24 protein-coding genes are annotated in these 22854 nt (G+C 61.4%); 14 read left to right on the top strand and 10 right to left on the bottom strand.

Going from position 1 to position 22854, the window contains the following annotated elements:
• Nucleotides 1-76 precede the first annotated feature (76 nt).
• Entirely contained in the window at nucleotides 77-274 is a 198-nt protein-coding gene (locus tag DESU86_RS04015; protein ID WP_179979872.1) for a heavy-metal-associated domain-containing protein, read from the bottom strand.
• Nucleotides 275-360: 86 nt separating this feature from the next.
• Between DESU86_RS04015 and DESU86_RS04010 the strand changes: the two genes are divergently transcribed.
• A complete protein-coding gene (locus DESU86_RS04010; RefSeq protein WP_179979871.1) occupies nucleotides 361-2712 on the top strand; it encodes a heavy metal translocating P-type ATPase in 2352 nt (783 codons plus the stop codon).
• 259 nt (nucleotides 2713-2971) lie between these two features.
• Here the strand turns inward: DESU86_RS04010 and DESU86_RS04005 are convergent, their stop codons facing one another.
• The 4 genes from DESU86_RS04005 to DESU86_RS03990 form a co-directional block, all read right to left on the bottom strand.
• Nucleotides 2972-3310, bottom strand: a complete 339-nt coding sequence (locus tag DESU86_RS04005) for an Hpt domain-containing protein (RefSeq protein WP_179979870.1) — start codon at nucleotides 3308-3310, stop codon at nucleotides 2972-2974.
• Between the two features lie 385 nt (nucleotides 3311-3695).
• Entirely contained in the window at nucleotides 3696-4943 is a 1248-nt protein-coding gene (locus tag DESU86_RS04000; RefSeq protein ID WP_179979869.1) for an amidohydrolase family protein, read from the bottom strand.
• A gap of 10 nt (nucleotides 4944-4953) precedes the next feature.
• The gene (locus DESU86_RS03995; RefSeq protein WP_179979868.1) at nucleotides 4954-5820 is read right to left on the bottom strand and encodes a YitT family protein; all 867 of its coding nucleotides are present in this window, start codon (nucleotides 5818-5820) and stop codon (nucleotides 4954-4956) included.
• 26 nt (nucleotides 5821-5846) lie between these two features.
• Entirely contained in the window at nucleotides 5847-6644 is a 798-nt protein-coding gene (locus tag DESU86_RS03990; RefSeq protein WP_179979867.1) for a sulfite exporter TauE/SafE family protein, read from the bottom strand.
• A gap of 397 nt (nucleotides 6645-7041) precedes the next feature.
• Between DESU86_RS03990 and DESU86_RS03985 the strand changes: the two genes are divergently transcribed.
• The 13 genes from DESU86_RS03985 to DESU86_RS03925 all read left to right on the top strand — a co-directional run bounded on the left by DESU86_RS03985 (nucleotide 7042) and on the right by DESU86_RS03925 (nucleotide 19692).
• Nucleotides 7042-7998, top strand: a complete 957-nt coding sequence (locus DESU86_RS03985) for an aspartate carbamoyltransferase catalytic subunit (RefSeq protein ID WP_179979866.1) — start codon at nucleotides 7042-7044, stop codon at nucleotides 7996-7998.
• Entirely contained in the window at nucleotides 7995-9257 is a 1263-nt protein-coding gene (locus DESU86_RS03980) for a dihydroorotase (protein WP_179979865.1), read from the top strand. Before DESU86_RS03985 ends, DESU86_RS03980 begins: the two co-directional genes overlap by 4 nt.
• Before the next feature lie 29 nt (nucleotides 9258-9286).
• Nucleotides 9287-10747 carry an NAD-dependent succinate-semialdehyde dehydrogenase gene (locus DESU86_RS03975; RefSeq protein ID WP_179979864.1) on the top strand — a complete coding sequence of 487 codons (1461 nt, stop codon included), beginning with the start codon at nucleotides 9287-9289 and terminating at the stop codon, nucleotides 10745-10747.
• 511 nt (nucleotides 10748-11258) lie between these two features.
• A complete protein-coding gene (amrB, locus tag DESU86_RS03970) occupies nucleotides 11259-12170 on the top strand; it encodes an AmmeMemoRadiSam system protein B (protein ID WP_179979863.1) in 912 nt (303 codons plus the stop codon).
• Between the two features lie 416 nt (nucleotides 12171-12586).
• Nucleotides 12587-12937, top strand: a complete 351-nt coding sequence (locus tag DESU86_RS03965) for a NifB/NifX family molybdenum-iron cluster-binding protein (RefSeq protein WP_179979862.1) — start codon at nucleotides 12587-12589, stop codon at nucleotides 12935-12937.
• 6 nt (nucleotides 12938-12943) lie between these two features.
• Complete coding sequence (locus tag DESU86_RS03960) at nucleotides 12944-13957, top strand: nucleotide-binding protein (RefSeq protein ID WP_179979861.1); 1014 nt, start codon at nucleotides 12944-12946, stop codon at nucleotides 13955-13957.
• Nucleotides 13950-14861 carry an ATP-binding protein gene (locus DESU86_RS03955; RefSeq protein WP_179979860.1) on the top strand — a complete coding sequence of 304 codons (912 nt, stop codon included), beginning with the start codon at nucleotides 13950-13952 and terminating at the stop codon, nucleotides 14859-14861. The genes DESU86_RS03960 and DESU86_RS03955 overlap by 8 nt, the downstream gene beginning before the upstream one ends.
• Nucleotides 14862-14872: 11 nt before the next feature.
• On the top strand, nucleotides 14873-15253 hold the full coding sequence (locus tag DESU86_RS03950) for a NifB/NifX family molybdenum-iron cluster-binding protein (RefSeq protein WP_179979859.1): 381 nt from the start codon (nucleotides 14873-14875) through the stop codon (nucleotides 15251-15253).
• Between the two features lie 8 nt (nucleotides 15254-15261).
• Nucleotides 15262-15639 carry a response regulator receiver protein gene (locus tag DESU86_RS03945; RefSeq protein WP_179979858.1) on the top strand — a complete coding sequence of 126 codons (378 nt, stop codon included), beginning with the start codon at nucleotides 15262-15264 and terminating at the stop codon, nucleotides 15637-15639.
• Between the two features lie 237 nt (nucleotides 15640-15876).
• The gene (locus tag DESU86_RS03940) at nucleotides 15877-16587 is read left to right on the top strand and encodes a DUF134 domain-containing protein (RefSeq protein WP_179979857.1); all 711 of its coding nucleotides are present in this window, start codon (nucleotides 15877-15879) and stop codon (nucleotides 16585-16587) included.
• Nucleotides 16588-16728: 141 nt separating this feature from the next.
• Nucleotides 16729-17388 (top strand): TetR/AcrR family transcriptional regulator, encoded by a 660-nt coding sequence (locus DESU86_RS03935; RefSeq protein ID WP_197957535.1) that lies wholly within the window; start codon nucleotides 16729-16731, stop codon nucleotides 17386-17388.
• A 363-nt stretch (nucleotides 17389-17751) separates the two neighbouring features.
• Nucleotides 17752-19104: an MATE family efflux transporter gene (locus DESU86_RS03930; RefSeq protein ID WP_179979856.1), complete on the top strand. Its 1353-nt coding sequence runs from the start codon at nucleotides 17752-17754 to the stop codon at nucleotides 19102-19104.
• Nucleotides 19105-19164: 60 nt separating this feature from the next.
• Complete coding sequence (locus DESU86_RS03925; protein ID WP_179979855.1) at nucleotides 19165-19692, top strand: metal-dependent transcriptional regulator; 528 nt, start codon at nucleotides 19165-19167, stop codon at nucleotides 19690-19692.
• 116 nt (nucleotides 19693-19808) lie between these two features.
• On the opposite strand, the gene DESU86_RS03920 is transcribed toward DESU86_RS03925, so the two are convergent.
• Genes DESU86_RS03920 through hutX form a run of 5 tightly spaced genes read right to left on the bottom strand, consistent with a single transcriptional unit; the run spans nucleotide 19809 to nucleotide 22843 of the window.
• On the bottom strand, nucleotides 19809-20669 hold the full coding sequence (locus DESU86_RS03920; protein ID WP_179979854.1) for an energy transducer TonB family protein: 861 nt from the start codon (nucleotides 20667-20669) through the stop codon (nucleotides 19809-19811).
• Nucleotides 20626-21024, bottom strand: a complete 399-nt coding sequence (locus DESU86_RS03915; protein WP_179979853.1) for an ExbD/TolR family protein — start codon at nucleotides 21022-21024, stop codon at nucleotides 20626-20628. The genes DESU86_RS03920 and DESU86_RS03915 overlap by 44 nt, the downstream gene beginning before the upstream one ends.
• 9 nt (nucleotides 21025-21033) lie before the next feature.
• Nucleotides 21034-21747, bottom strand: a complete 714-nt coding sequence (locus DESU86_RS03910) for a MotA/TolQ/ExbB proton channel family protein (RefSeq protein ID WP_179979852.1) — start codon at nucleotides 21745-21747, stop codon at nucleotides 21034-21036.
• 11 nt (nucleotides 21748-21758) lie between these two features.
• Complete coding sequence (locus DESU86_RS03905; RefSeq protein WP_179979851.1) at nucleotides 21759-22307, bottom strand: flavodoxin family protein; 549 nt, start codon at nucleotides 22305-22307, stop codon at nucleotides 21759-21761.
• The gene (hutX, locus tag DESU86_RS03900; protein WP_179979850.1) at nucleotides 22307-22843 is read right to left on the bottom strand and encodes a heme utilization cystosolic carrier protein HutX; all 537 of its coding nucleotides are present in this window, start codon (nucleotides 22841-22843) and stop codon (nucleotides 22307-22309) included. Before hutX ends, DESU86_RS03905 begins: the two co-directional genes overlap by 1 nt.
• Nucleotides 22844-22854 lie beyond the last annotated feature (11 nt).

The raw sequence follows: 22854 nt of genomic DNA, 5'->3' as shown, positions 1-22854 counted from the left end.
GCGCCGATGGCTCTCTCTGGATCGCCAGGCGTTGGCCCTGATGTTCTGGGCCGGGATACTCGCGGAGCAGGCCTGCCTATTCGGGATCGAAGCCGATGTTGCTTATGGCCGTGCGCAGGGCGTCCATATCCACCGGGCCGTCTTCTTCGTAGCGCAGAACCTTTTCGTCCAGATCCACCAGCGGATTTTTCACGCCGGGAATCTTGCCGGCGGCTTCTTCCACCGCGCTCTTGCAGTGCCCGCAACGCATGCCATTGACTTTCAGGCTTTTCATCGTATCCTCCTTGGGAATCCATTTTCAATTTCACCGTAGCGCGAGTTTACGCGCCACCCTGGTAAATGACAAGCCGGAGGAAAAACATGAGCGAGGCCAATGCGCAAAACGACGCCGCCAACGAGGCATGCCCCCTGAAATTCGACATAGGGGGAATGCACTGCGCGGCCTGCTCGTCCCGCATCGAGCGTGTGGTCGGCCGTATGGAAGGTGTGGAGAAAATCAGCGTCAACCTTGCCACCGCCAAGGCCGAGGTGTGGGCCAGCCCCGGCCATGAAGATGCTGTGCAGCATGAGGTCATGGATCGCGTGGCCACGCTGGGCTTCAGCGCCACCCCTGCCGTTGATGACGACGCCTCCGCCGAGTTTGCCGAAAACAAGGCCAAAGCGCTCAAGGATGCACGCCAGCGCCTGGGCCGTCTTGTGCCCATGGTCTGCTTTGCGGCGCCCCTGCTTGTGGTGTCCATGGGGCACATGATGGGCCTCACCCTGCCGCACTGGATGGACCCGCACGCCGCGCCGCGCACCTTCATGCTCATACAGCTTTTTCTGAGCCTGCCCATTGTCTGGCTTGGACGGCATTTTTATGTGGACGGCATCCGCGCGCTATTGCGCAAGGCTCCGGCCATGGACAGTCTTGTGGCCGTGGGCACGGGCGCTGCCTTTATCTACAGCCTGGTGAACACCGTTCTTGGCCTCATGGGCGTTGACCCTGTGACGCGGGCCATGAACCTGTATTATGAGTCGGCGGCAGTGCTGCTGACCATGATAGAGCTGGGCCAGTTTCTTGAAGCCACGGCCAAGCGCAAGGCTGGCGACGCCATGGGCGCGCTCATGAGCCTCACGCCGGAAACGGCCCTGCGGCTCGATCCGGACAACGAGGCCCTGCCGCCCCAGGAAGTGGCGGTGTCGGCCCTGAAAGCTGGCGATCATCTGCTGCTCAGGCCCGGCGGGCGTGTGCCTGTGGACGGCGAAGTGCTCACGGGCAAAAGCGCCGTGGACCTTTCCCTGCTCACGGGCGAATCCATTCCCGTCGCCGTCGTCCCCGGCGACAAGCTGGTGGCGGGCAGCGTCAATGGCGAAGGTTCGCTCACCCTGCGGGCCGACGCCGTGGGCCGCAACACGCGGCTTGCCCGCATCATCCGTCTGGTGCGCGAGGCGCAGGGCAGCAAGGCCCCCATCGCCCGCCTGGCGGACCGCGTCAGCTACTACTTCGTGCCCGCCGTCATGCTCTATGCCGTGCTGGCCGCCCTGGCCTGGCTGGTGTTCAGTTCCGAGCCAATCACCACGCCGCTCACCGTCTTTGTGGCCGTACTGGTCATGGCCTGCCCCTGCGCCATGGGGCTGGCGACGCCCATGTCCATCATGGTGGGCACGGGGCGCGGGGCGCAGCTTGGCGTGCTTATCAAGAACGGCGCGGCTCTTGAGCAGGCCGGACACATCAATGTCCTTGCCGTGGACAAAACCGGCACCCTGACCACGGGCAAGCCCGTGCTCACGGGCGTAACCCTGCTGGAAGGCGCGCAGGGGCTGGATGAAAACGGCCTGCTGTCCCTTGCGGCCGCTCTTGAGGCCCGTTCTGAACATCCTCTGGCCCAGGCCCTGATCAAGGCCGGGCACGACCGCAAGCTGCCCGCCTGCCGCGTTGAGGAAGTGATTGTCGCGCCCGGCATGGGCATAGCGGGCGACGTTTTTTGCGCTGACGTGCTCCGTCACGTGGCCGTGGGCAACCGCGCCTTCATGAAGGAATACGGCCTCGCGGTTTCCGACGATATCTCCGGCAAACTGGCCGTGCTGGCCGAGGCTGGTCAGACGCCCCTGCTGCTGGCCCTTGGCCGTGGCGAGGAGGCCCGTCTGGCGGGCATTCTGGCCCTGGCGGACGCCATCCGCCCCGAATCGCCCTCTGTGGTGGCCCGTCTGCAACAGATGGGCGTGCGCGTGGTCATGCTCACGGGCGACAATGAACGCACCGCCAGAGCCGTCGCGGCCAAGGTCGGCGTGGACGAAGTGGCCGCCGGGCTTCTGCCCGCAGAAAAGGCCGATTACGTGCGCCGCCTGCAGGAACAGGGGCATGTGGTCGGTATGGTGGGAGACGGCATCAACGACGCGCCCGCCCTCGCCCTGGCCAATGTGGGCATGGCCGTGGGCACGGGAGTGGACGTCAGCGCCGAAGCCGGGGATATCGTGCTCATGCGCGGCGGCATGGAAGCCGTTTTGACGGCCCTGGCGCTTTCGCGCGCCACCATGCGCAATATCCGGCAAAATCTGTTCTGGGCCTTTGGCTACAACGTCCTTGGGCTGCCAGTGGCGGCGGGCTTGCTGCACGTTTTCGGCGGCCCCATGCTTTCGCCCATGATAGCGGGCACGGCCATGGCCCTCTCCTCCGTGTCTGTGGTGACCAACGCCCTGCGGCTGCGCTTTTTCAGGATAGAAAGTTAGGTCGCCTTGCTGTGAAATAAGCGCACTATGAGGTTGGAAGAGCTTTGTGGGGGAGGGGCCCTTTTGTAAAAGGATATCCTCCCCCACACCCCCTCCCCCTAAAACTTTTCTTGTATCAGCGGGGTTCCAGAGAACGCGCCTTTTCGGCACCGCGCCACCGCAAGCGTTATCCGCCCCAATGCGCCTGAATGACAAAAGCCCGCTCCTGCCGAAAACGGCGGAGCGGGCTTTGCTTCGTGTCGGGATGTCTACGCCGGAACTACTGGGTCATGAAGGCGTGCATGGTCACGAGGGTTTCCATAACGGTGGTGCTGAAATGGCTGAGGGCGCGGCTTGTATCCGCCCCGGCCTTGATGGCCATTTCCAGTTCCAGCGCAGCGGAGGCCAAGGCCTTGGCCCCAAGGTTGGCGGCAACTCCCTTGGTGTTGTGCACCAGTTGCCGGGCTTCTTCCGCATTGCCGTTTTTCAGGGCCACGCCCACCTTGTCAGGTGTGTCGCGTTCCGTCTCAATGAACTTGCCCAACAGTTTGACATAGAGGTCACGTTTGTCGAGCACACGGGTCATGGCTTCTTTCCAGTCCAGTAATTCCTCGCTCATTTTTTCCTTCTTGGCGCAGGTTGATGACAGGCGGCAGACACCGCCGGGGCCACTGCACAGCAATGGCCCCAGGAGTTGTAACCGTACAAATCTGGGATGCGCGAATACTGCCAGCAAGATTTTATGATGACAATAACTTTATTGACCTGAAAAGTGGGAATTCGCAAAACGGCGCTGTCGTCCCGCCCCCCGATGACGATGAAAACGTCTGTGGGCGCGCGAAAACGGGAATGAGGAAAAGTTGCGACAAAAAACGCGGTAAAACCTGTTTGTTCCCACAGTCATTGGATTTGGAGTCGTTCAACAAATATAGGGCAGGGTATGTGACGGGGCGAAAATTCGTGATGCTCGCATGGCAATGTGTCCGGCCAGGACTCGCGCGGACTCAGTAGGTAAGGGCATCGGGCAGAACGCAGAAGTCCGCGGGACTTCCCGGTTCCAGACGGCCCGCGCCGCTCTGGAGCATGTTGAGGGCCGCCGCCCCGTTAATGGTCATGAGACGCACCAGGGCTTCGGGGGGAACATCAAGATGTTCCCGCAGCCATACGGCTTCCTGCCGCACGTCAAGGTCGCGGTTGCTGGTCAGGCCGTCAGTGCCGAGGCAGAGCAGGCAGCCGCTTTCAAGCAGGTCGCGCACAGGGGGCACGCCAAGCCCAAGGTTGCGGTTCGAGCGCGGGCACAGGCACAGGGCCGCTCCGCTGGCGGCCAGCACTTCCACTTCCTGCGCGTCCAGTTGCGTGCCGTGTACGGCCAGGGTTCCCGCATCCAGAAGCCCCAGCTTGAAGGCATAGGCCAGAGGGCGCAGGCCGGGAGCCTGCCAGTCCGCAGGCAGCACCACTGAATCGTAGCACTGGCGCAGGGGACCGTCCCCCGTGGTGAGCAGTTGTGTTTCCTCCGGCGATTCGGCCAGATGAAAGCTGAAAATACGGCCCATGCGGGCGCAGTCCTGTTTGGCGGCGCGCAGGATGTCCGGCCCGGTGGAGTAGAGGGCGTGCCCCCCGGGGGCGCAGCGGGCGGCCAGAAAAGGATCGTCTTCCAGCGCCTGGCGGCAGCGGGGCGGCCAGGGGCGCAGGCCGTCGGCAAAGGGCGCGCCAAAGCCGAACCATTCGCAAAAGTGGTTCACGGCAAGCCCGGCTTCACGGCAGGCGGCGTCCGCCAGCAGCATGCCGCCGGGCAGGGAGCCGGTGATATTGCCAGCGTATAGGGTTCCTGTGCCCGCCATATGGGCGCAGGCATTTTCAGCCGCCTCCGGGTTCGGGGCTTCGCGCAGCAGGGGAATAAGGCTTTGCAGCCAGGGCGTGAACCCCTTGCCCAAGCGGGTGCGCCCCGCCAGGTGGGAAAGCTCCAGATGGGTGTGGGCGTTGACGCAGGCTGGGGCCAGACACACCGGGCCGAGATCGCGCACCAGAGCGCCCGTGGGCGTCGCCCCTGCCGACCAGGGGCGTACTTCTTCCACCATGCCGTCGCGCACGATGAGCACGGCATTGTCGATTTTTTTCAGGGGGGCGAACAGGCGCGCGCCTCTGGCCGGGTCCTCGCCCGCCAGGGTGACGATGCTTCTGGCCCTGATGGCCAGCGCCTGCTGCGCCCTGCCTTCAGGGATGGAACCGGGAGCGGATGCGGCTGGCGCCATTGTGCTGCTCCTACCTGCTCCTGCGTGCGAACTGCCCGCCGGAAACGTAAAAGGTGTTTTCAACAATGAAAAGGGCGTTGCGGTCAATGCTGAAGACCAGATTTTCCAGTCGCTTGAGGGCGATGTTGTTGGTGACGGTGAGCAGTATTTCACGGTCGGAGCCGGAGTAGGCCCCCTTGCCCCGCAACATGGTTGCGCCAAAGCGTTCCGTCACCAGTATGGCTTCGCTGATTTCCTCGCCGTGATCGGAGATGATGAAGACCAGTTTGCGCCGGTTGAACATGCCCAGCACGTATTCAAGCGCGTTGGACGAAATGAACATCATGATCATCGAGGCCACGATAAGATCAAAGGGCAGGCGGTAGGCGCCCAGCAGAAAAAGCAGGCCGTTGAAAATGACGTTGAACTGCCCGATGGAAAAATTCCAGCGGTCCTTGAGCACTACGGCGATAACGTCCGTGCCGCCGCCGCTGCCAAGGGTCCGCAGCATCAGTCCCCCTGCTGTGCCGTGCAGCACGCCGCCCACCACGGCGGCATACAGTTCGCTTTGCAGCGGGATGGTGAAATTGATGAAAAAGCCAAAGATCGTCGTGCACAGGGTGCCGTAGGCCGTGTAGAGGAGAAAGCGTTTTCCGACAACAAACCAGCCGAAAAGGTAAATGGGCGCGCAAAACAGGGCGTACCACACAAGGGGGGTGAGCGTCCCTGTCCAGTAGTTGGTGAGCAGGGCCACGCCCATGATGCCCCCCGCGAGAAAGTCGTGGGGGGCGGCAACGCTCTGGATACAGATAGTTGTAAGCAGACCGCCCAGGGTCAGCAGAAAGAGATTCCACCAGACTGATTCGGCCAGTTTGTGGTTGTAGGAATAGAGTTTCATGTTCCTATCTTGTCAGTAATTGCGGTTTACAGCAATCCCCAGGCCATTTTGACGGCCACGATAACCAGAAAGCAGGCAAAGCCGCGTTTAAGCTTGTCGGCTGGCAGGGCGTGCGACAGCCTGACGCCGAGGGGCGCAGTGAGAAAACTGGCCGAAGCTATGCCCAGCAAGGCCCACAGGTTTACAAAGCCCAGAGCCATAGGGGGAAGATCCGGTCGGCCCCATCCGCCCACTATGAAGCCCAGCGTTCCCGCCACGGCAATGGGAAAACCAATGGCCGCCGAGGTGCCCACGGCGTGGTGCAGGGGCACGTTGCAGGACGACATGAAAGGCACGGAAAGCGTGCCGCCGCCAATGCCCACAAAGCTCGAAATAAGACCTATGCCCACGCCCACGCCGGACGTGCCGACAAAGCCGGGCATGTTGCGGGTGGCCGGAGGCCGGTAGCCGGAGAGCATCTGGACAGACACCATCAGCAGAAAACAGATGAAGATGATCTTGAGGGCAAGCGTGGGCATGTGCGTGGCGATAAGGCCGCCCACAAAAGTGCCAACGAGGATGCCCGGCGTAATGTTGCGGAAGATGTCCCAGTGCACGGCTCCGCGCTTGTTCTGGGCGCGGGCGCTGGAAATGGAGGTGATCATGATGCTGGCAAGGGAAGTGCCCAGCGCCATTTGCTGCACATATTCGGCAGGCACGCCCACAGAGGGAAATATGGCCACCATCATGGGCACCAGCACAATGCCTCCGCCCACGCCCAGCAGTCCGGCCAGCACCCCGGTCACAGCGCCACATGCAAGATAGATCACAAGAGTCAAAAGCATTGGTCACATCCTCCACAAAAGAGCCTGATGGAAACAATGGCGAAAAGCGCCGGGCATCGGCCCAAAGCGTGTCCGGGCTGGCAGTCGCATGGTTGTGCCGCCCGGCGGCCACATGGACTGCGCCGCCCTGGGGGCGGCATTGCCTTTCTCTAACTAGACAATGGCCCTGCAGGCGTCAACAGACTTTTTACTTTACAAAGGTCTTTGGCGCGACTACAAATCAGGCATGATGTCTGCCGCTCCTGTACTCCGCATATTCGGGAGGGCGCCTTTGCCGGTGCCCGGTGTGCATGATTTTTCAAAATTTACATCGCTCCGTGTCAGGGCCGCAGCCTCTCCCGCCGTTCCCCGTTGAAAAATCAGCGGGGTTTTTTTTTACCTTTTACACAGTACTGCCATGAATACCGACAACCGCTACCACTGGTCACACAAGGATCTGCTGGATGTAACCCAGTTGAGCAGGGCCGACACCCTGCATCTGCTGGATCTGGCCGCCAGCTTTCAGGAAATAAACACCCGACCCGTCAAGAAGGTGCCCACGCTCAAAGGCAAGACTGTGGTGCTTTTTTTTGTGGAAGACAGCACCCGTACCAAGACGTCCTTTGATGTGGCGGGCAAGCGTCTGTCGGCGGACACCTTTTCTCTGGGCAAGAGCGGTTCAAGCCTCAACAAGGGTGAAAGCCTCAAGGACACGGCCCTGACGCTCCAGGCCATGTCGCCCGACGTCATCGTCATCCGCCACTCCAGCAGCGGCGCTGCCCGCTATATCGCGGAACTGCTGCCCTGTGGCGTGGTCAACGGCGGCGACGGCTGGCATGCCCACCCAACGCAGGCCCTGCTGGACTGTTTCAGCCTGCGTCAGGCATGGGATAACGCCTTTGAAGGGCGCACGCTGCTCATCCTTGGGGATATCGCCCACAGTCGTGTGGCGCGGTCCAATATCCATCTGCTGACCAGCCTTGGCGTGCGCGTGCGGGTCTGCGCCCCCCGCACTCTCCTGCCCGCCGGGGTGGACCACTGGCCTGTGGAAGTGTATACAAATCTTGAAGAGGCCGTGCGCGATGTGGACGCCACCATGTGCCTGCGCCTGCAGCTGGAACGCCAGCAGGCCGGGCTTCTGCCCGATCTGGCCGAGTACTCGCGGCGCTTCTGCCTGGGCCTCAGACATATGGAGATGGCCCGGCCAGGGGCCAAGGTGCTGCATCCCGGGCCCATGAACCGGGGACTGGAAATTTCCGACGACATGGCCGACGCTCCTGCCAGCCTGGTGCTGAACCAGGTGGCCGCTGGCGTGGCGACGCGCATGGCCGTGCTCTATCTTCTGGCCACACGCAACGATGGAGGACGCGCATGAGGCTTTGCATAAAAAACGCCCGTCACCTTGAGGCCCCTGTGGACCTTCTGGTGGACGGCGATAAAATCATGACAATGACCCCGGCGGGCCATCACGAGGCCCCCGAAGGGTGCGAAATTTTTAACGCTTGCGGCCTTGCGCTCATGCCAAGCCTTATTGACGCGCATGTTCACCTGCGCGAACCCGGTTTTGAATATAAGGAAGACGTGGCTTCAGGGCTTGAAGCCGCACTGCGGGGCGGCTTTGGCGCGGTCATGTGCATGGCCAACACCAAGCCGGTCAATGATACGGCCAGCGTTACCCGCCACATGCTGGACAGGGCGAGGCAAAGCCACCCCCACGGGCCCCGGCTTTTCCCCATCGCGGCGGCCACCATCGGCCTCAAGGGCGAGATGATGGCCCCCCTGGCCGAACTCAAGGAGGCGGGCTGCGTGGCCGTGTCCAATGACGGCCGCCCCCTGGAAAACGCCGAGCTTGTGCGCCGCATTATGGAATACGCCGCAGACCTCGGTCTGATCCTCATCGACCACTGCGAGGACCCGCACCTGGGCCGCGGGTGGATCATGCACGAGGGGCATGTCAGCGGCCTTCTGGGGCTCAAGGGGCAACCGGCCTCCGGGGAGGCCATACAGGCCGCCCGCGACATCATGCTTGCAGAATATCTTGATATCCCTGTGCATATCGCGCATGTTTCCGCTGCCTTGACCGTAGACCTCATACGCTGGGCCAAGCAGCGCGGCGTGAAGGTCAGCGCAGAAACCTGCCCGCACTATCTGTTGCTGGACGAAAGAGCCCTGGAGAACTATAGTGTGCAGGCCAAGGTGAGCCCTCCGCTGCGCACGGCGCACGACCGCGAAGTGCTGCGTGAAGCCGTGAAAACGGGTATTGTGGACATTCTTGTGACCGACCACGCGCCGCACGCGGCCCATGAAAAAGACGGCACCCTGGACGGAGCCCCCTGCGGCTTCACAGGTCTTGATCTGGCTCTTGGCCTTACCTGGAAGCTTGTGGATGCGGGCATCTTGGCCGAATCCGACGTGCATCGCCTGTGGTGCCGCCGTCCGGCTGAAATTTTTGGCCTGCCCTGGAACGGCTTCGCCCCTGGCGATCCGGCGGACTTCTTTTTGTTTGATACTGATGAAGAATGGACGCCCTCACGGCAAACCATGTATTCAAAAAGCCTGAACTCGCCCTTTTTGGGGCAGACCTTGCGCGGGCGCGTCAAGCACCACTGGATGGGAGGCAGACAACTGTTCTGACCCCCTGCCCGCGCACAACAGGGGTTCTTATGCACCAAATATTGCAGGATAAAAGCCTGTTCCGTCCCCACTGCCTCATCAACGGGCAGTGGCGCGACGCGGCAGACAAGAGTGTTCTGGATGTCGTCAATCCGGCCAACGGCAAGTTGCTTGGCACTGTGCCCAACTGCGGCGCAGACGAGGCCCGGCTTGCCGTTGAAGCCGCTCACAGCGCCTTTGCCCTCTGGAAGGACAAAACCCCTCAGGAGCGCGGAGCCTACCTTCATGCCTGGGAGCAGGCCATACGCGCCAACCTTGAAGACCTGGCCCGCCTGCTCACTCTTGAAGAGGGCAAGCCCCTGGCTGAAGCCAGGGCGGAAATCCTTCAGGGGGCCTCCTATTTTCCCTGGTATGCCGAAGAGGCCCGCCGCGTGAGCGGCGAGGTGGTGCCCCAGTTCCGGCAGGGCGTGCAGGCGCTTACCCGGCACGCTCCCCTGGGCGTTGCCGTGGCCATTACCCCCTGGAACTTCCCCATGTCCATGATTCCCCGCAAGGTGGCTCCGGCCCTGGCGGCGGGATGCACGGCCATTGTCAAACCCGCCAGCGCCACGCCGTACAGCGCTTTGGCCATGGCCGAGCTGGCCATGCGGGTGGGCATTCCCGCCGGGGTTTTCAACGTGATCACGGGCAGCGCCAGGGCCATCGGCTCCGTGGTTACAGAAAGTCCTCTGGTACGCAAACTCAGCTTTACCGGGTCCACGCCCGTGGGCAGAACTCTCGCCGCCCAGTGCGCCCCCACCTTGAAGAAGGTGTCGCTGGAGTTGGGCGGCAACGCGCCCTTCATTGTTTTTGACGACGCGGATCTGGATCTGGCGGCGCGTGTGGGCATGGGCAGCAAGTTCCGCAATGCGGGGCAAACCTGCATCTGCGCCAACCGTTTTCTGGTGCACAGCGACGTGTCCGACGCCTTTGTGCGCCGTCTATTGCAAGGCATCCGGGAGCTTCAGGTCGGTGACGGGCTCAAGCCCGACACCACCATGGGGCCGCTCATCAACGCCGAAGCCGTGGCCCATGTGGACGCCCTTGTGCACGACGCCCTTGAAAAGGGAGCCCGCCGTATAGCAGGATGCCAGCCCCACAGCTTGGGCGGCAACTTTTACGAACCCTCGCTGCTGACGGGCATAACGCCCGAAATGCGTATTTTCCGTGAAGAAATATTCGGGCCTGTGGCTGCCGTCATGTCCTTTGAGGACGAGGAAGAGGCCGTGGCCCTGGCCAATGATACGGAATACGGCCTCGCGTCCTATGTCTGCACGCGCGACATGGCCCGTATCTGGCGACTGTGGGCGGGCCTCCAGTACGGCATGGTGGGTGTCAACGACGCAGCGCTGGCCTCGGCGGAAACGCCTTTTGGCGGCGTCAAGGGCAGCGGCGTGGGGCGTGAAGGCGGCCGTGAAGGGCTGCTTGAATATATGGAAACCCACTACGCGCTGTTGGGTGGTCTCGACTAGAGCAGATTAACTTTGAGAATGTACATTCTCAAAGTTTAAAGCACGCTCACTTCGGCGTTTAACCGCGCAGATAAACTGAGCTTACGCCTTCGTAGCGGACGTCTGCTCACGCAGCCGTCAGAGCAATTTAAAAGTTAACTTGCTCTAACCAATAACAAAAGGACGAAACAGGCGAGAACCCTGCACGAAGCGTTTTGCATGTGCCCTGAATATCCGCAGGATTTTATGGGCGCGCAGCCTGCAATAAAGGCGGGATGCCGCGAGAAAGCCGCTGGGAAAGGCAGGCGGCTCTCAAGAGCGGTCAGGCCTGTAGCGTGGGGTTCGCAGTGTTATTTTAGAGCATGTTACCTTTGAAAAAGTGTAAATGCTCTAAGGCTGTACGAAAGTGCAGCGCGCCACTACGTGGCGTGGATTCAGCCGCGAATCACACTTTTCGGCTGAATGAAAACTTTGAAATGTGTTGCATTTCAAAGTTAATCTGCTCGAGACATGCCATATTCCGGGGGCGGCCATGAGTATACGACATCCCATTGCGGCAGGCCGTTTTTATCCTGCCGAGGCTGATCAGTTAAAAAAAGAAGTTCAGGCATGGCTTATGGCGTCAGCTGTTTCTACTGGTTTCTTGTCGGACGAGCATTCGAAGGATGCCGGTTCCCGCCTGCTGGGACTCGTACTGCCTCATGCCGGCTATGTTTACTGCGGCCGCATCATTGGCGCCACCCTGGCGGCCCCATGGGGCGACTCCACAACAGGAGCCAGCCTGCCGCATCGGCTGTTTGTCCTGTCTCCCAACCACACGGGCCAGGGGAAGCCCCTGGGCGTATGGGCCGAAGGCCAATGGCTGACGCCGCTGGGCCCGATGCCGGTGGACGAAGAACTGACCCAGGCTCTTATTCGGGCTCCGGGCGGCTTTTTGCCGGACGAGCTTAGCCATCTTGTCGAGCATTCCGCCGAAGTTATTCTGCCTTTTCTGCAAAGTCTGCCCGGCATCGATGCCGGAGAGGACGGATCGCCCGTGCGTCGCACCATTGCGCCCGTATGCGTGGGAACCCGCAGACCCGATGCGCTGCGCGCCGCCGGGCTGGCCCTGGCGCAGGTGATACAGGATTTCAGCGCCAGAGGGCAGGATGTGGGCATCATCGTCAGTTCGGACTTGAACCACTACCAGAACCAGGAGCAGACCCTGCACAAGGACGCGCTGGCTCTGACGCAGGCCCTGGCCTGTGATCCCGATGGTCTGCTTGCCGTTGTGGAGCGTGAGGGCATTACCATGTGCGGGGTAGGCCCTCTGGCCCTGGCCCTGTTTGCCGCGCGCGCCCTTGGCAACCCCTGGGCAGAGCTTTGCCTCTACGACACTTCTGCCGCCGCATCCGGCGATACCAGCCGGGTTGTGGGGTACGCCGGATTGCGTTTCGGACTCTAGGGAAACGCTGATTTATTCCGTTTGGCGGCGTGCTTCACTTTTTTTGAAACAGTCGAGGACGGAAAAGTCCACTCCTGCTTCAAAAAAAGATCGCGCCTTGCCAAACGAAATAACTGCGCGTTTCCAGAAGGCTCTGTAATCAGTGCTCCCCTTGATGTTGGTGGATTTTGAACTGCTTTGTGGGGGAAGGGCCTTTGTGTCAAAGGGCTCCACCCCAACGGCCCTCCCATTCCTCCAAAACCTTTATTTCCGCCTTGGACAGAGCCGGTTTCGCATGTACGCGAAACCGGCCCTTTTTTCGTGGCAAAAATTTGTGTCTTTGTCTTGACATTGGACGGCTGAAGATTATGCTCATTTGAGCAAAACTGATGAGCAAAATATAAGGTGCGGCCTCGGCTGCGCAAAGGAGCGAATGTATGAAAATCGCTGTCTCAAGCGAAGGGCCGGGTCTGGATTCCCAGGTTGATCCGCGTTTCGGCCGTGCCGCAGGCTTCGTGGTGGTGGATACGGAAAGTATGGCCACGGAATATGTCGATAATGGCAGCTCGCAGGTCATGGCGCAAGGCGCGGGCATACAGACGGCCGAGCGCCTGTCGTCCCTGGGCGTTGGCGCTGTGCTCAGCGGTTATGTTGGCCCCAAGGCTTTCACCGCTTTGCGGGCGGCTGGCATGCAGGTATATCAGGAACTGGACGGCCGCAGCGTGGGCGAAGCCGTGCGCTGCTATACCGAAGGTTCCGTCAGTCCGGCCGCAGCGCCCAACAAGTAGGCTGTCATGCGTATAGCATTTGCCAGCGGCAAGGGAGGCGCGGGAAAGACCACGGTGGCGGCTTCACTGGCCGTGGTCTGGCCACGGCCCTGCCTGATAGTTGACGCCGATGTGGAGGCTCCGAACCTGCATCTATTTTTGCAGCCTGATCTGGACGCGGCCCAAGCCGTGTATCTGACCGTGCCCGAACTTGACGCGGAAAAATGCACTGCCTGTGGGGCATGCGCTGACATGTGCGCTTACAAGGCCATTGCCATGCTGGGGGGAAAGCCCACCATTTTCGCCGACATGTGCCATGGCTGCGGCGGCTGTTTCGAGGTTTGCGCGCCCGCTGCCCTGAACAGGGGCCAACGCGAACTGGGCAGCCTGCAATGGGGGCGGTGGAATCTGAATCCTGCCCGCGAGCAGGTCCTGCTTATGGGAAAAAGCCGTGTGGGAGAGGCTATGTCGCCCCCCCTGCTGCGTGCCCTGGAGCGGGCTTTTGCCTCCACCGCCCGCAAGGGTGCGGCGGACGGCCCGGACATCCTCATCGATTCGCCCCCCGGCGTGAGCTGTCCGGCCATGACCACGGCCCGCATGGCGGACGCACTTGTTCTGGTGGCGGAGTCCACGCCCTTTGGCATGTATGATTTCAAGCTGGCCCATGCGGCCTTCAAAAAGCTTGGCCTGTCCCTGGCCGTTGTCATGAACCGGGCGGGCATGCCCGGCAATGAAGCTGGCGATGCGGCCCTTGAGCGGTACTGCGCTGCGGAGGGCCTGCCTTTGCTTGCCCGGTTGCCCTTTGATATTCAGGCCGCCGAGGGCTACGCGCGCGGGAATCTGCCGCCAGCGGGAACAGACGCCAATGCCCAGGCGTGGCGCGGGCGTTTCGAAAGTCTGCAACAGGCGCTGTGCCGGTGGATTGGGGGTCAGCCCTGGACAGATCTGGCAGACTCTGCGCGACAGCCGGAAACAGCGGAGCAGGCCCGCGCGGGGCGGTTTTGCGACGGGCAGGGCGCAGCGGAGGCACGGCATGCGTGAAATAGTTGTTATCAGCGGCAAGGGCGGCACGGGCAAGACGACGCTGTGCGCCTCCCTGGCTGCCCTGGCCCACCGCGAGGGGCTGAATCCCGTTCTCTGCGATCTGGATGTTGACGTGCCCGACCTGCACATCATCTTTGATCCCCGCATCGAGCAGGAGCAGCCATTTATTTCGGGTCACACGGCGATCATTGACGAGGCCGCCTGCACGCAGTGCGGGCGCTGCATGGAGCTTTGCCAGTTCGGTGCCGTGCATTTGAAGGATGGCGTGTTCAGCATAGACGCGCTGGACTGCGAGGGCTGCGGCGTGTGCCACAAGCTGTGCCCTGCCGGGGCCATTGAATTTCCCGAGCGGCATTGTGGAACCTGGTATCTGAGCCGCACGCGCTTTGGCACTTTCGTGCACGCGCAGCTTGAGCCCGGTCAGGAAAATTCGGGCCGTCTGGTGGGCCTTCTCAAGCAGAAGGCGCGCGAGATTGCCGCAGCCGAAGAGGGCGGGCTCATCCTTTGCGACGGCTCGCCGGGCATAGGTTGCCCGGTGATCAGTTCGCTGTCGGGGGCCACCCTGGCCGTGGCCGTGGTGGAGCCCACGCCGTCGGGGCGGCACGATTTCGAGCGTGTGGCGGATCTGTGCGGGCATTTTCGCATTCCTGTGGCGGTGATCATCAACAAGGCAGACCTCAACGGCGACGAAGCCCGCGCCATCGAAGAACAGGCCGTCCGGCGCGGGCACGCGCTGGCGGGGCGGCTGCCCTTCAGCCCCCTTGTGACGGAGGCCATGGTCAGGGGCGAGGCCCTGACCGAAAGGGATTCCCCCCTGGCAAGCGAACTGGAGCAGATATGGCGGCGCATTCGCGCCATGGCTGACAAGCCCGCCCGACGGGCCAACATCAACACGTTATAGGACACATCATCATGAGCAAGACAGTTCTGGCCATTCCTTCCGAACTTCCCGGCGGTATGGACGCGGGCATGGGCATGCACTTTGGCCATTGCGACATCTACACCGTAGTGGAAATTGAAAATGGCGCTGTGACGGCCCAGGGTACGCTGCCGTCCATACCGCACCAGCAGGGCGGCTGCATGGCTCCCGTGCAGTATCTGGCCGGGCATGGCGTTACGGCCATGCTGGCTGGCGGCATGGGCATGCGCCCCCTCATGGGCTTTAACCAGATGCACATAGAGGTCTTTTTCGCTGGCAACTATCCCACCGTGGGGCAGGCGGTCGAGGCTTTTTGCGCGGGCAAGCTCAACCGCTTCTCCACAGACCAGACCTGCGGCGGCGGCGCACACTAGGGGCGGCCATGAAGAACAGGCGTATCCTGCTGCAAACATCCCGGCCCGAAGCCTGGGAGGATTTTGTGGCGCAGCTGCAACATGACGGCTGCACTGTGTGCATGACGGCGACTATCGACCAGTGCAAGGAAGCGGCGCGACGCGATATCCCTGTTCTGGCGCTCCTTGACCCGCCTTTCGGCGATCTCGCGCGGGCCTGGGTGCTGGAGCTTATGATGATTGACGCCGGAATGCATACCGCCGTTGTGACTGAAATGGATGAAGAAGTCTTTCATGACGTCATGGAAGGCCTGGGAATATTGATGCCGCTTCCGCCTGAACCGGGCGCGTCCGAGGCCCGCAGACTGCTCGGGCTTTTGAAGCAGGTGGAAAGCCTTGGCGGATAACGGAGTTTTGCCAGACGCGCCTGTCTGATGCATTCACGTATCCGATGCATATGCGGAACCGGTTTTCCTTCGCCGGTTCCGCATATTGCCTTTTATCCTTCAGGCCGTATGTGCGGTTGGTATGTAATATCACGTAGTTGTCACGTGCATGCAGTGCAGCCAATGCCAGATGCCGATGCCCTTGACGTGCGTCATTCAGTGCCGTAGGTTATAATAAAATCGTATCAGCGTGAGAATATGCCAAGACCCAGTCATTGCAGGCGCGTAAGCGCTCTTCCCAAAGCCAGCTATTTCAAGCCCAAGGGCGTTCCACTATCAGATATTGACGAAAGAGTTCTGACGCTGGATGGCCTTGAGGCTTTGCGCCTGGCCGATTATGAAGGCCGGAACATGGATGAGGCCGCTGTCCGTATGGGCGTGTCGCGACACACCTTCGGCAGGCTGCTGCGCCGGGCGCGACATTGTGTGGCCGAAGCCCTTGTGGACGGATTGGCCCTGCGTATCGAGGGCGGCGTGTGCGCCATGGACGCCCAGGAAGGCGAAACGGCGCCTTCTGGCTCCGAGGGCGTGCTGGTGGCCGTGCCCTCTCAGGAACCCGGAGGGCTTGAGGCCGCGCCGCATGTCCATTTTGGCCGATGTTCCATCTATACGCTGGCCTGGGTCAAGGATGGCCAGGTGAAAAACGTCACTGTTCGGGCCAATGCCGCGCATCTGCCCGGCGACTGCAGCAGCCCTGTGCAGGGTCTGGCCAGCATGGGCGTAACGGTGCTGCTGGCCGGGGGCATGGGCGTGCGCCCCTTGCAGGCCATGCAGGCCGCAGGCATAGCCGTCTATCATAACGCGGGATTGCCCAGCGTGGGAGCCTGTCTCGAAGCTTTTGCCCAAAACAGGCTGGCGGCTTTTGGTACCGAGCATCTTTGCCGTGGCGGCTGCGCACCGGAAAAATAATTTTTTCAGATCCGGATGTCTTGCAGAAGCGCGCCCGCAGCTTGTTGGGGGCGCTTTTGCGTATATGTACCGGAGGTAAAACAGGCACGGCTGTGACCATATGTGTCCCTCGCAGCCGTCTTGGCAACATACGGGAATGCCATGAGCAATGCAGTCAAAAATGACGGAGGTTCCCCTGCCTCTGTCAGTGTTGCGGATCAGGCGCATCCAGCGACAGGGCAGGGAATGCGGGGCCGCAACGCGGAGCAGACGCGGCAGCGCATATTGCTGGCCGCACGCAGTCTTTTTGCCAAAGGCCATTATGAAAGCGTGGGCACACGAGAGATTGCGGCCAAGGCAGGGGTGAACGTCACGCTTATTAACAGGTATTTCGGCTCCAAAAAAAAGCTGTTCGCGGCAGTGGTGGACTCGCTGGACGAACTCGCCAAAACGTCCGGAACAAGCGCACGGGGCGCTCTGGACAAGGCGCTGGACAGCATAGTGCTTGGAGGAGAGCGCGGCAACAGCACCTGGGTGGACGAGTTCCGCATCATTCTTTTTTCGGCGCTGAATCCTGAAGTTACGGATATTATTTCTGCATTTTTCGACAGAAAGCGTAAGGCGCTGCAAGAAAGGCTGCGTGGAGCGGATGTGACTGCTCGGGCCGACATTGCCTGCGTGCTGCTCACGGGTTCGGCCATGCTTGTAAGTCTGTCACGCGATGTAAAACACGGTAAAAAAGAACGGGAAACTGTTCGCAAAGGCCTTGGGCATGTGCTGGATCAGTTGCTTGGGCCGGACTGGCAGGAAACCTCGCGCTAATGCCCCTTCCCCATAAGGCATTGCAAAGCCTTGTGGGGGAGGGACCCTTTTGCAAAAGGGTCTCCTCCCCCACGCCCCCACCCCCTAAAACCTTTATCGCCTTGGTCGTATGGGCACACCGGGCAGGTACGGGAGGGGGTTGCCAGTATGGGCACAGGGCGGGCTGGTATGGGAGTGGACCGACCGATATGCGAATGGGCGGGCAGGTATGGGCACGGGATTGATAGGTATGGGGTACGGGCTGCCCCAAGAGGCTGCTTCAAACGGAAGTTCTAAGTTTTACTGGATAAAATTACAACACTAAATTAATTATTTTAAACTAACTTTATTTGACATTAAGAATTCAGTGCGGCACTATGCCGCATGCCCGAAACCAAGGCCGTTTCCGTCCGCGAAGTAGCGCTTCTCACCATCCCGCAGATGGGTCTGATGTTCTGCTACATGGCCATGTCCATGATCGATCTGTGGGTGGCGGGCCAGCTCAACGAGGGCGTCCTGGCCGCCCTGGGCTTCACCTCGCAGATTCTCACCTTTCTGATGCTGCTGACGGCGGTGGTGGGCAGCGGCTGCATGGCCATGGTCAGCCAGTCCCTTGGCGCGGGCAAAATCCTGCGCGCCCGTCGGTATTCCGGCCTGATCGTCTGTCTTTCCTTCACGACTGGCTCCGTCATTGCGCTGCTGGGGCTTGCCGTGCTTCTGGCACTGCCCATGACGGATATGGTGCCGCAGGCCATAGCGCCCATGGTGCGCACCTTTGCCTTTGCCTATGCGGCGCAACTGCCCTTTTACTACAGCCTTGTCATGCTGAACTCCGTTTTTCGCGCGCACAAGATGGTCTGGCTGCCCACGGCCACCCTGTGCCTTGTGACGGCCATCAAGTTTGTCAGCAGCGTGGGGCTGGGGCTTGGCTGGTGGGGTTTCCCGCAGCTTGGCTACGCCGCCGTGGCCTGGACGACGTTCCTATCATCACTGGCGGGCTTTGCCTGCAATATCATCCTGGCCATGCGCGTGGGCATCCTGCGGGCGTCTTCATTTGCCGCCTGGCGCTGGAACCGGCTGGCCATGCCCCGGCTGTGGCGCGTGGGCGCTCCGGCGGCTCTTGGCAATCTGGCCGGGCATGCGGGCAGCATCGCCATCCTTGCCTGCGTTTCCAGCCTGCCCCTGCACGCTGTGGACTCCATTGCCGCCATGACCCTTGGCATGCGCGTTCTGGGCTTTCTGCTTTTCCCCCTGGCGGGGCTTGGCATGACCCTGACCATCCTTGGCGGGCATCTGCTGGGCGCGGGCATGGGGCGTGAGGGGTATGTCCTTGGCATGCGCTATGGCCTGTGGGTGGCTTTGGCCCTGGCCGCGGCCGGGCTGGTGCTATGCCTCTTCTGTCAACCCGTTGTCATGCTTTTTACCCAGGACCCCGGCACGGTTGAGCTGGCCAAAATATTTTTGTGGATATCCTGCCTGGGGCTGCCCCTGCAGGGCTTGAGCCAGATGCTGAGCGCGGTGCTGGCAGGCGCGGGAGCCACACGCTTCACCTGCCGGGTGAGTTGCTTCACGACCTGGGGCGTGTCCGTGCCGCTGGCGTACGGCCTTGCCCACTGGCTGGGATTCGGAGCCATTGGGGCGTATGTTGGCATGGCGTGCGGCGGCCTGGTTTCTTCTCTCTGGACGCTGCAAATCTATATGCAGAAAAAATGGTTTGGTGGCATACGTGTTCTCTGATATTTGTGGTGCACGCCATCCGGTCCACATATGGAGCTGAAAATGCAAGGAGCTGGTTCAATGGTTCAGGATGAAAAAGACCTTTCTCCTGCCCTGGAAAACTATCTGGCCATCATCTTCAAACAGGAATTCGCCACAGGCGCGTGTCGTCCCAGTGATATCGCAGAGGCGGCCAAGGTCGCCCGTCCTTCGGTGACGAACGCCCTGCGATCCTTGGCCAAACGCGGCTATATCAGCTATGAACCCTACAGCCTGGTGAATCTGACGCAAAAGGGCCTGCAGGCGGGGCAACGCCTGGCCCATCGCAATATGGTTTTGCGGGAATTCTTTTCCACGGTGCTGCAACTGCCGGAAGAAACGGCGGCTGACACGGCCTGTAAGCTCGAGCACATCCTGCCCGACGACGTCATGATGCGCTGGCGGCTCTTTGTGCTGTACATGCGCCACACCATGCCCCAGTGGGAGGGCTGGCTGGAAAAAAGCATTGTCCTGCGCGACGCGCACGCGGCCAAAAAACACCGAGTGCCGAAGGGCGATGATACGCCCCCGGCCATTGTGAACCGCCGCGATTTTGTGGATGAAGGCTGAGGCGCGGCCGCATGCGGCCGTCCAGGCGGGCGTGCCTGCGGCTGGCAGTCCGGGCTGTTGCGCGCGGCTCCTGAAGTGGCGCATGCGGCGTCAGCGCGCCTGCCACATGAAATGCCCTACTTCAGCTTGTATTCCACCGGCACGCGCACGCTGAAAGCCGCGCCCTGAACACCGGTGTTCAATCCCATCAGCTTTTCCCCCAGTTCCTTGGTGGCCGTGTCCAATGCCGCCTGACCGCAGTGCTTGTCCAGCGTGCTGGCCGTGATGCGTCCCTGGTCGTTCACGCTGACCAGCAGGATGACCAGCCCCTCAGCGCCGCTGCGGCGCGCGTGCTTGGGGTAGTTTTTATGTTTTTCCACGGCGCTGAGTATCCTGCTCAGGGCCATATTCCTGGTGGAAGCGGGCACGCCGCCCGCAACGCCCCCATCCATGCCTCCGGCCCTACCGCCGGGCACGCCCCCCGGTACGCCGCCTGCAATGCCGCCGTCCGGGCTGCCCTGAGGGTGTCCTTCCTGATTGCGCGGGCCGGGAACAGCGTTTTCCTGCCTGGACGGCTGCGCCTTTTGCGGTGCGGCCTTGCTCGGCGCGGGCTTGGGGGCCGGAGGTTGAACCTTGGGTTTTTGCTCCGCGACCCTGGGCGTTTCTTCCGGTTTGGGCGTCTCTTTTGGCTGTTCCGGCTCGGCCTGCGGCGGCAGGGCGGCGCTGAAGGGCGAGTCGTCGGCCATGAGGCGCCGATCGACCGGCTTTGGCTCCGGCTCTGCAACTGGCGGCACAAACTCTATCCGCATGGCCAGGGGCACTGGCCCCGCCGCTGCCGCTGGAAGCAGCAGGCGCTGGGGCTGCTTTGACAAGGACATAAGCAGCACCGCCAGCACGACGATGCCCGATGTTATGCACAGGGCGTAATTGCGGCTGCGCGTCTGTGCAGCCGCGTCATAATGGCTTGGACGCCAATGTCGCTTGGGTGCTGATGACAAAGCGGCCTCCTCTCTTGGTCTTGGCCAGATCCACCACGCCCACAAAGGCATTGAAGGGCGCCTTTTCGTCCACATGCAGGTTCAGCAGGGCTTCGGGCATTGTTTCCAGCAGTGCGGGCAGTGCATCCTTGCTGACCTGCTGGCCCGCGTGGTGTATGGTGCCGTCCTGCTTTATGGAAATGACCAGCTCCGGGGTCCGGCTTGAGCCCGGATCCGGATTTTCGGCCTTGGGCAGCACAATTTCCAGTATGGGCTTGCTGAACGAGGCCGTGAGAATAAAGAAAAAAAGCAATACGATGATAACGTCCACAAGCGGCGTGAGATCAATGCTGACTTCTTCGTCCAGATCGAACATGGGATCTCCTTATGCGGATTCCGGTTCCGGACTGACAGGGCATGACGCGGGGGTGTTAGCCACGGTGCGCTTCACGGCTGGCGCGGCAGGCACGACGGGCACGGCGGGCACGACGGCGTGGGCATGCCGCGCCGACCCCTGGCAAAGCTCAAGGGCACGGTAGCTGTGTTCCACGGCTTCAATATGAAAACCCTTGAACTTGAGCAGCAGAAAGTAATAGGCAATCAGCATGGGAATGGCCACGCTCAGGCCCATGGCCGTTGTGATGAGCACTTCCCATATGCCTGCCGCCAGTTGGGCAGGGTCGGGGGTGGCTGTGTCGGCAATGGCCTGAAACACGCGCACCATGCCAAGCACCGTGCCCAGAAGGCCCATCAGGGGGGAGATCATGGCCACAAGGCGCAGCCAGCACAGGCTCTTGGTGGTCTGCTCGAAATTGCGGTGGAACAGATAGGCCACCTCGGCCCTGATGTCCTGTGAATGCCCGCTGTGGGTCTTGACCACGTCGCGCACAATGGCGATCAGCGGGTTGTCGCTGTTGTTGTTGCGCAGGCAGCGGCTTTCGCCAGTATTTTCCAGGTCAAGAAAGCCGTGCTGGAAGTTGCGCCAGACCAGAGCGAGATAAAAATAGGTGCGAAAGGCGATGTACACGCCAGCGCAGCCCACAACCACAAGGGCGCAGCCCGCAGGGCCAATGGTATTGTAAATGGCGGCCAAATTCATGGCTGGTATCCTTATGCGTTATTCCGGGCGAGTTCAGCGTCAGGCTTTGAGCCAAGAGCGCGGGCAAAATCCGTGAAGGTTTCACGCGCTTTGCGGCAGTCTTCCGCGTCGGGGTGTTTGGCCGCCTCTTCAAGGCGGGCGCGCCGTTCTTCAGTCATGGGGTGGCCGTTGTTGGCCATTTTCTGCATCATGGCCACCACGGCGGGGTCTACGCGGCCCTGGCAAAGAAACGTCCCAAGCACGGTATTGCCCTGCGCGGGTTCGGTCAGCAATGCCTCGCCCTGCACCTTGCACTGGGCGGCGTGTTCCGAGTCCGGCCACGCGCCCAGCGTGCCGAACAGGGCCACCGTGCTGTTTTTGATGCGCTCCATATAGTTTTTGGCGGCGTCGTCAGGCATGCCCTTGTCCACCCAGTAGCCCACGGCCACAAGATCGTAGCCCTCGGGCTGCGGAGCTTCTTCCACCGGGTGCAGATGGCAGCCGGGCAGGGCTTCGGCCACGGCCTCGGCTATTTTACGGGTATTGCCGGTGCGCGAAGAATAGACCACAAGACTTTTCATTATATGTCCTCCTTGCCGAAAGCGTCGCGCAGGGCGAAAAATCCGTCGCGGGCTTCGGGAATAAGCGCTTTGTTTTCACGGCCCACATAGATGGCGAACAGGACGGCCCCGGCCGCATCAATGAACTGCACGCTGTGGCTTTCGAGCCCCATGAAGGGCAGCGACAGAAAACAGATGTGGGCCACCTCGTCGCTGCAGATATGCCCGCCCAGGGGGAGGCCGTGCTCAAGATTGAAGTAGCCGCCAGCATGCTTGCCGCCGGGGATGCGCCCCTTGATTTCCACAACGCTGCGGCCGTGCCGCATGATGAAGGTCGCGCCGGGCCATTGGGTCAGCCCCTGCCACACGTCGTCAAAGGCCGCGGCGGGGGCAAAGGCCCTCATGTGGCCGGGCAGGGCGCGGGCGGCGGCCAGTTCACTGACGCCGCAGTGGCGGGCAATGGTGTCGAGCATGACCATTTTCTGTTCGGTCAGCAGTGTTTCCACCTGTTGGCGCAGGCTTTCGGCCCCGGCAGCGTCTGTAGTGCAGGTACTCATCTGAAATTCTC

This window comes from Desulfovibrio sp. 86 (assembly GCF_902702915.1).
Lineage (GTDB): Bacteria > Desulfobacterota > Desulfovibrionia > Desulfovibrionales > Desulfovibrionaceae > Desulfovibrio.
This window is presented reverse-complemented; position numbering and strand designations above follow the sequence as displayed.

What these genes read in the sequence shown, in the direction of transcription:
- DESU86_RS04015 (WP_179979872.1), bottom strand. Translation starts at nt 274, where the DNA reads ATGAAAAGCCTGAAAGTCAATGGCATGCGTTGCGGGCACTGCAAGAGC.
- DESU86_RS04010 (WP_179979871.1), top strand. Translation starts at nt 361, where the DNA reads ATGAGCGAGGCCAATGCGCAAAACGACGCCGCCAACGAGGCATGCCCC.
- DESU86_RS04005 (WP_179979870.1), bottom strand. Translation starts at nt 3,310, where the DNA reads ATGAGCGAGGAATTACTGGACTGGAAAGAAGCCATGACCCGTGTGCTC.
- DESU86_RS04000 (WP_179979869.1), bottom strand. Translation starts at nt 4,943, where the DNA reads ATGGCGCCAGCCGCATCCGCTCCCGGTTCCATCCCTGAAGGCAGGGCG.
- DESU86_RS03995 (WP_179979868.1), bottom strand. Translation starts at nt 5,820, where the DNA reads ATGAAACTCTATTCCTACAACCACAAACTGGCCGAATCAGTCTGGTGG.
- DESU86_RS03990 (WP_179979867.1), bottom strand. Translation starts at nt 6,644, where the DNA reads ATGCTTTTGACTCTTGTGATCTATCTTGCATGTGGCGCTGTGACCGGG.
- DESU86_RS03985 (WP_179979866.1), top strand. Translation starts at nt 7,042, where the DNA reads ATGAATACCGACAACCGCTACCACTGGTCACACAAGGATCTGCTGGAT.
- DESU86_RS03980 (WP_179979865.1), top strand. Translation starts at nt 7,995, where the DNA reads ATGAGGCTTTGCATAAAAAACGCCCGTCACCTTGAGGCCCCTGTGGAC.
- DESU86_RS03975 (WP_179979864.1), top strand. Translation starts at nt 9,287, where the DNA reads ATGCACCAAATATTGCAGGATAAAAGCCTGTTCCGTCCCCACTGCCTC.
- amrB (WP_179979863.1), top strand. Translation starts at nt 11,259, where the DNA reads ATGAGTATACGACATCCCATTGCGGCAGGCCGTTTTTATCCTGCCGAG.
- DESU86_RS03965 (WP_179979862.1), top strand. Translation starts at nt 12,587, where the DNA reads ATGAAAATCGCTGTCTCAAGCGAAGGGCCGGGTCTGGATTCCCAGGTT.
- DESU86_RS03960 (WP_179979861.1), top strand. Translation starts at nt 12,944, where the DNA reads ATGCGTATAGCATTTGCCAGCGGCAAGGGAGGCGCGGGAAAGACCACG.
- DESU86_RS03955 (WP_179979860.1), top strand. Translation starts at nt 13,950, where the DNA reads ATGCGTGAAATAGTTGTTATCAGCGGCAAGGGCGGCACGGGCAAGACG.
- DESU86_RS03950 (WP_179979859.1), top strand. Translation starts at nt 14,873, where the DNA reads ATGAGCAAGACAGTTCTGGCCATTCCTTCCGAACTTCCCGGCGGTATG.
- DESU86_RS03945 (WP_179979858.1), top strand. Translation starts at nt 15,262, where the DNA reads ATGAAGAACAGGCGTATCCTGCTGCAAACATCCCGGCCCGAAGCCTGG.
- DESU86_RS03940 (WP_179979857.1), top strand. Translation starts at nt 15,877, where the DNA reads ATGCCAAGACCCAGTCATTGCAGGCGCGTAAGCGCTCTTCCCAAAGCC.
- DESU86_RS03935 (WP_197957535.1), top strand. Translation starts at nt 16,729, where the DNA reads ATGAGCAATGCAGTCAAAAATGACGGAGGTTCCCCTGCCTCTGTCAGT.
- DESU86_RS03930 (WP_179979856.1), top strand. Translation starts at nt 17,752, where the DNA reads ATGCCCGAAACCAAGGCCGTTTCCGTCCGCGAAGTAGCGCTTCTCACC.
- DESU86_RS03925 (WP_179979855.1), top strand. Translation starts at nt 19,165, where the DNA reads ATGGTTCAGGATGAAAAAGACCTTTCTCCTGCCCTGGAAAACTATCTG.
- DESU86_RS03915 (WP_179979853.1), bottom strand. Translation starts at nt 21,024, where the DNA reads ATGTTCGATCTGGACGAAGAAGTCAGCATTGATCTCACGCCGCTTGTG.
- DESU86_RS03910 (WP_179979852.1), bottom strand. Translation starts at nt 21,747, where the DNA reads ATGAATTTGGCCGCCATTTACAATACCATTGGCCCTGCGGGCTGCGCC.
- DESU86_RS03905 (WP_179979851.1), bottom strand. Translation starts at nt 22,307, where the DNA reads ATGAAAAGTCTTGTGGTCTATTCTTCGCGCACCGGCAATACCCGTAAA.
- hutX (WP_179979850.1), bottom strand. Translation starts at nt 22,843, where the DNA reads ATGAGTACCTGCACTACAGACGCTGCCGGGGCCGAAAGCCTGCGCCAA.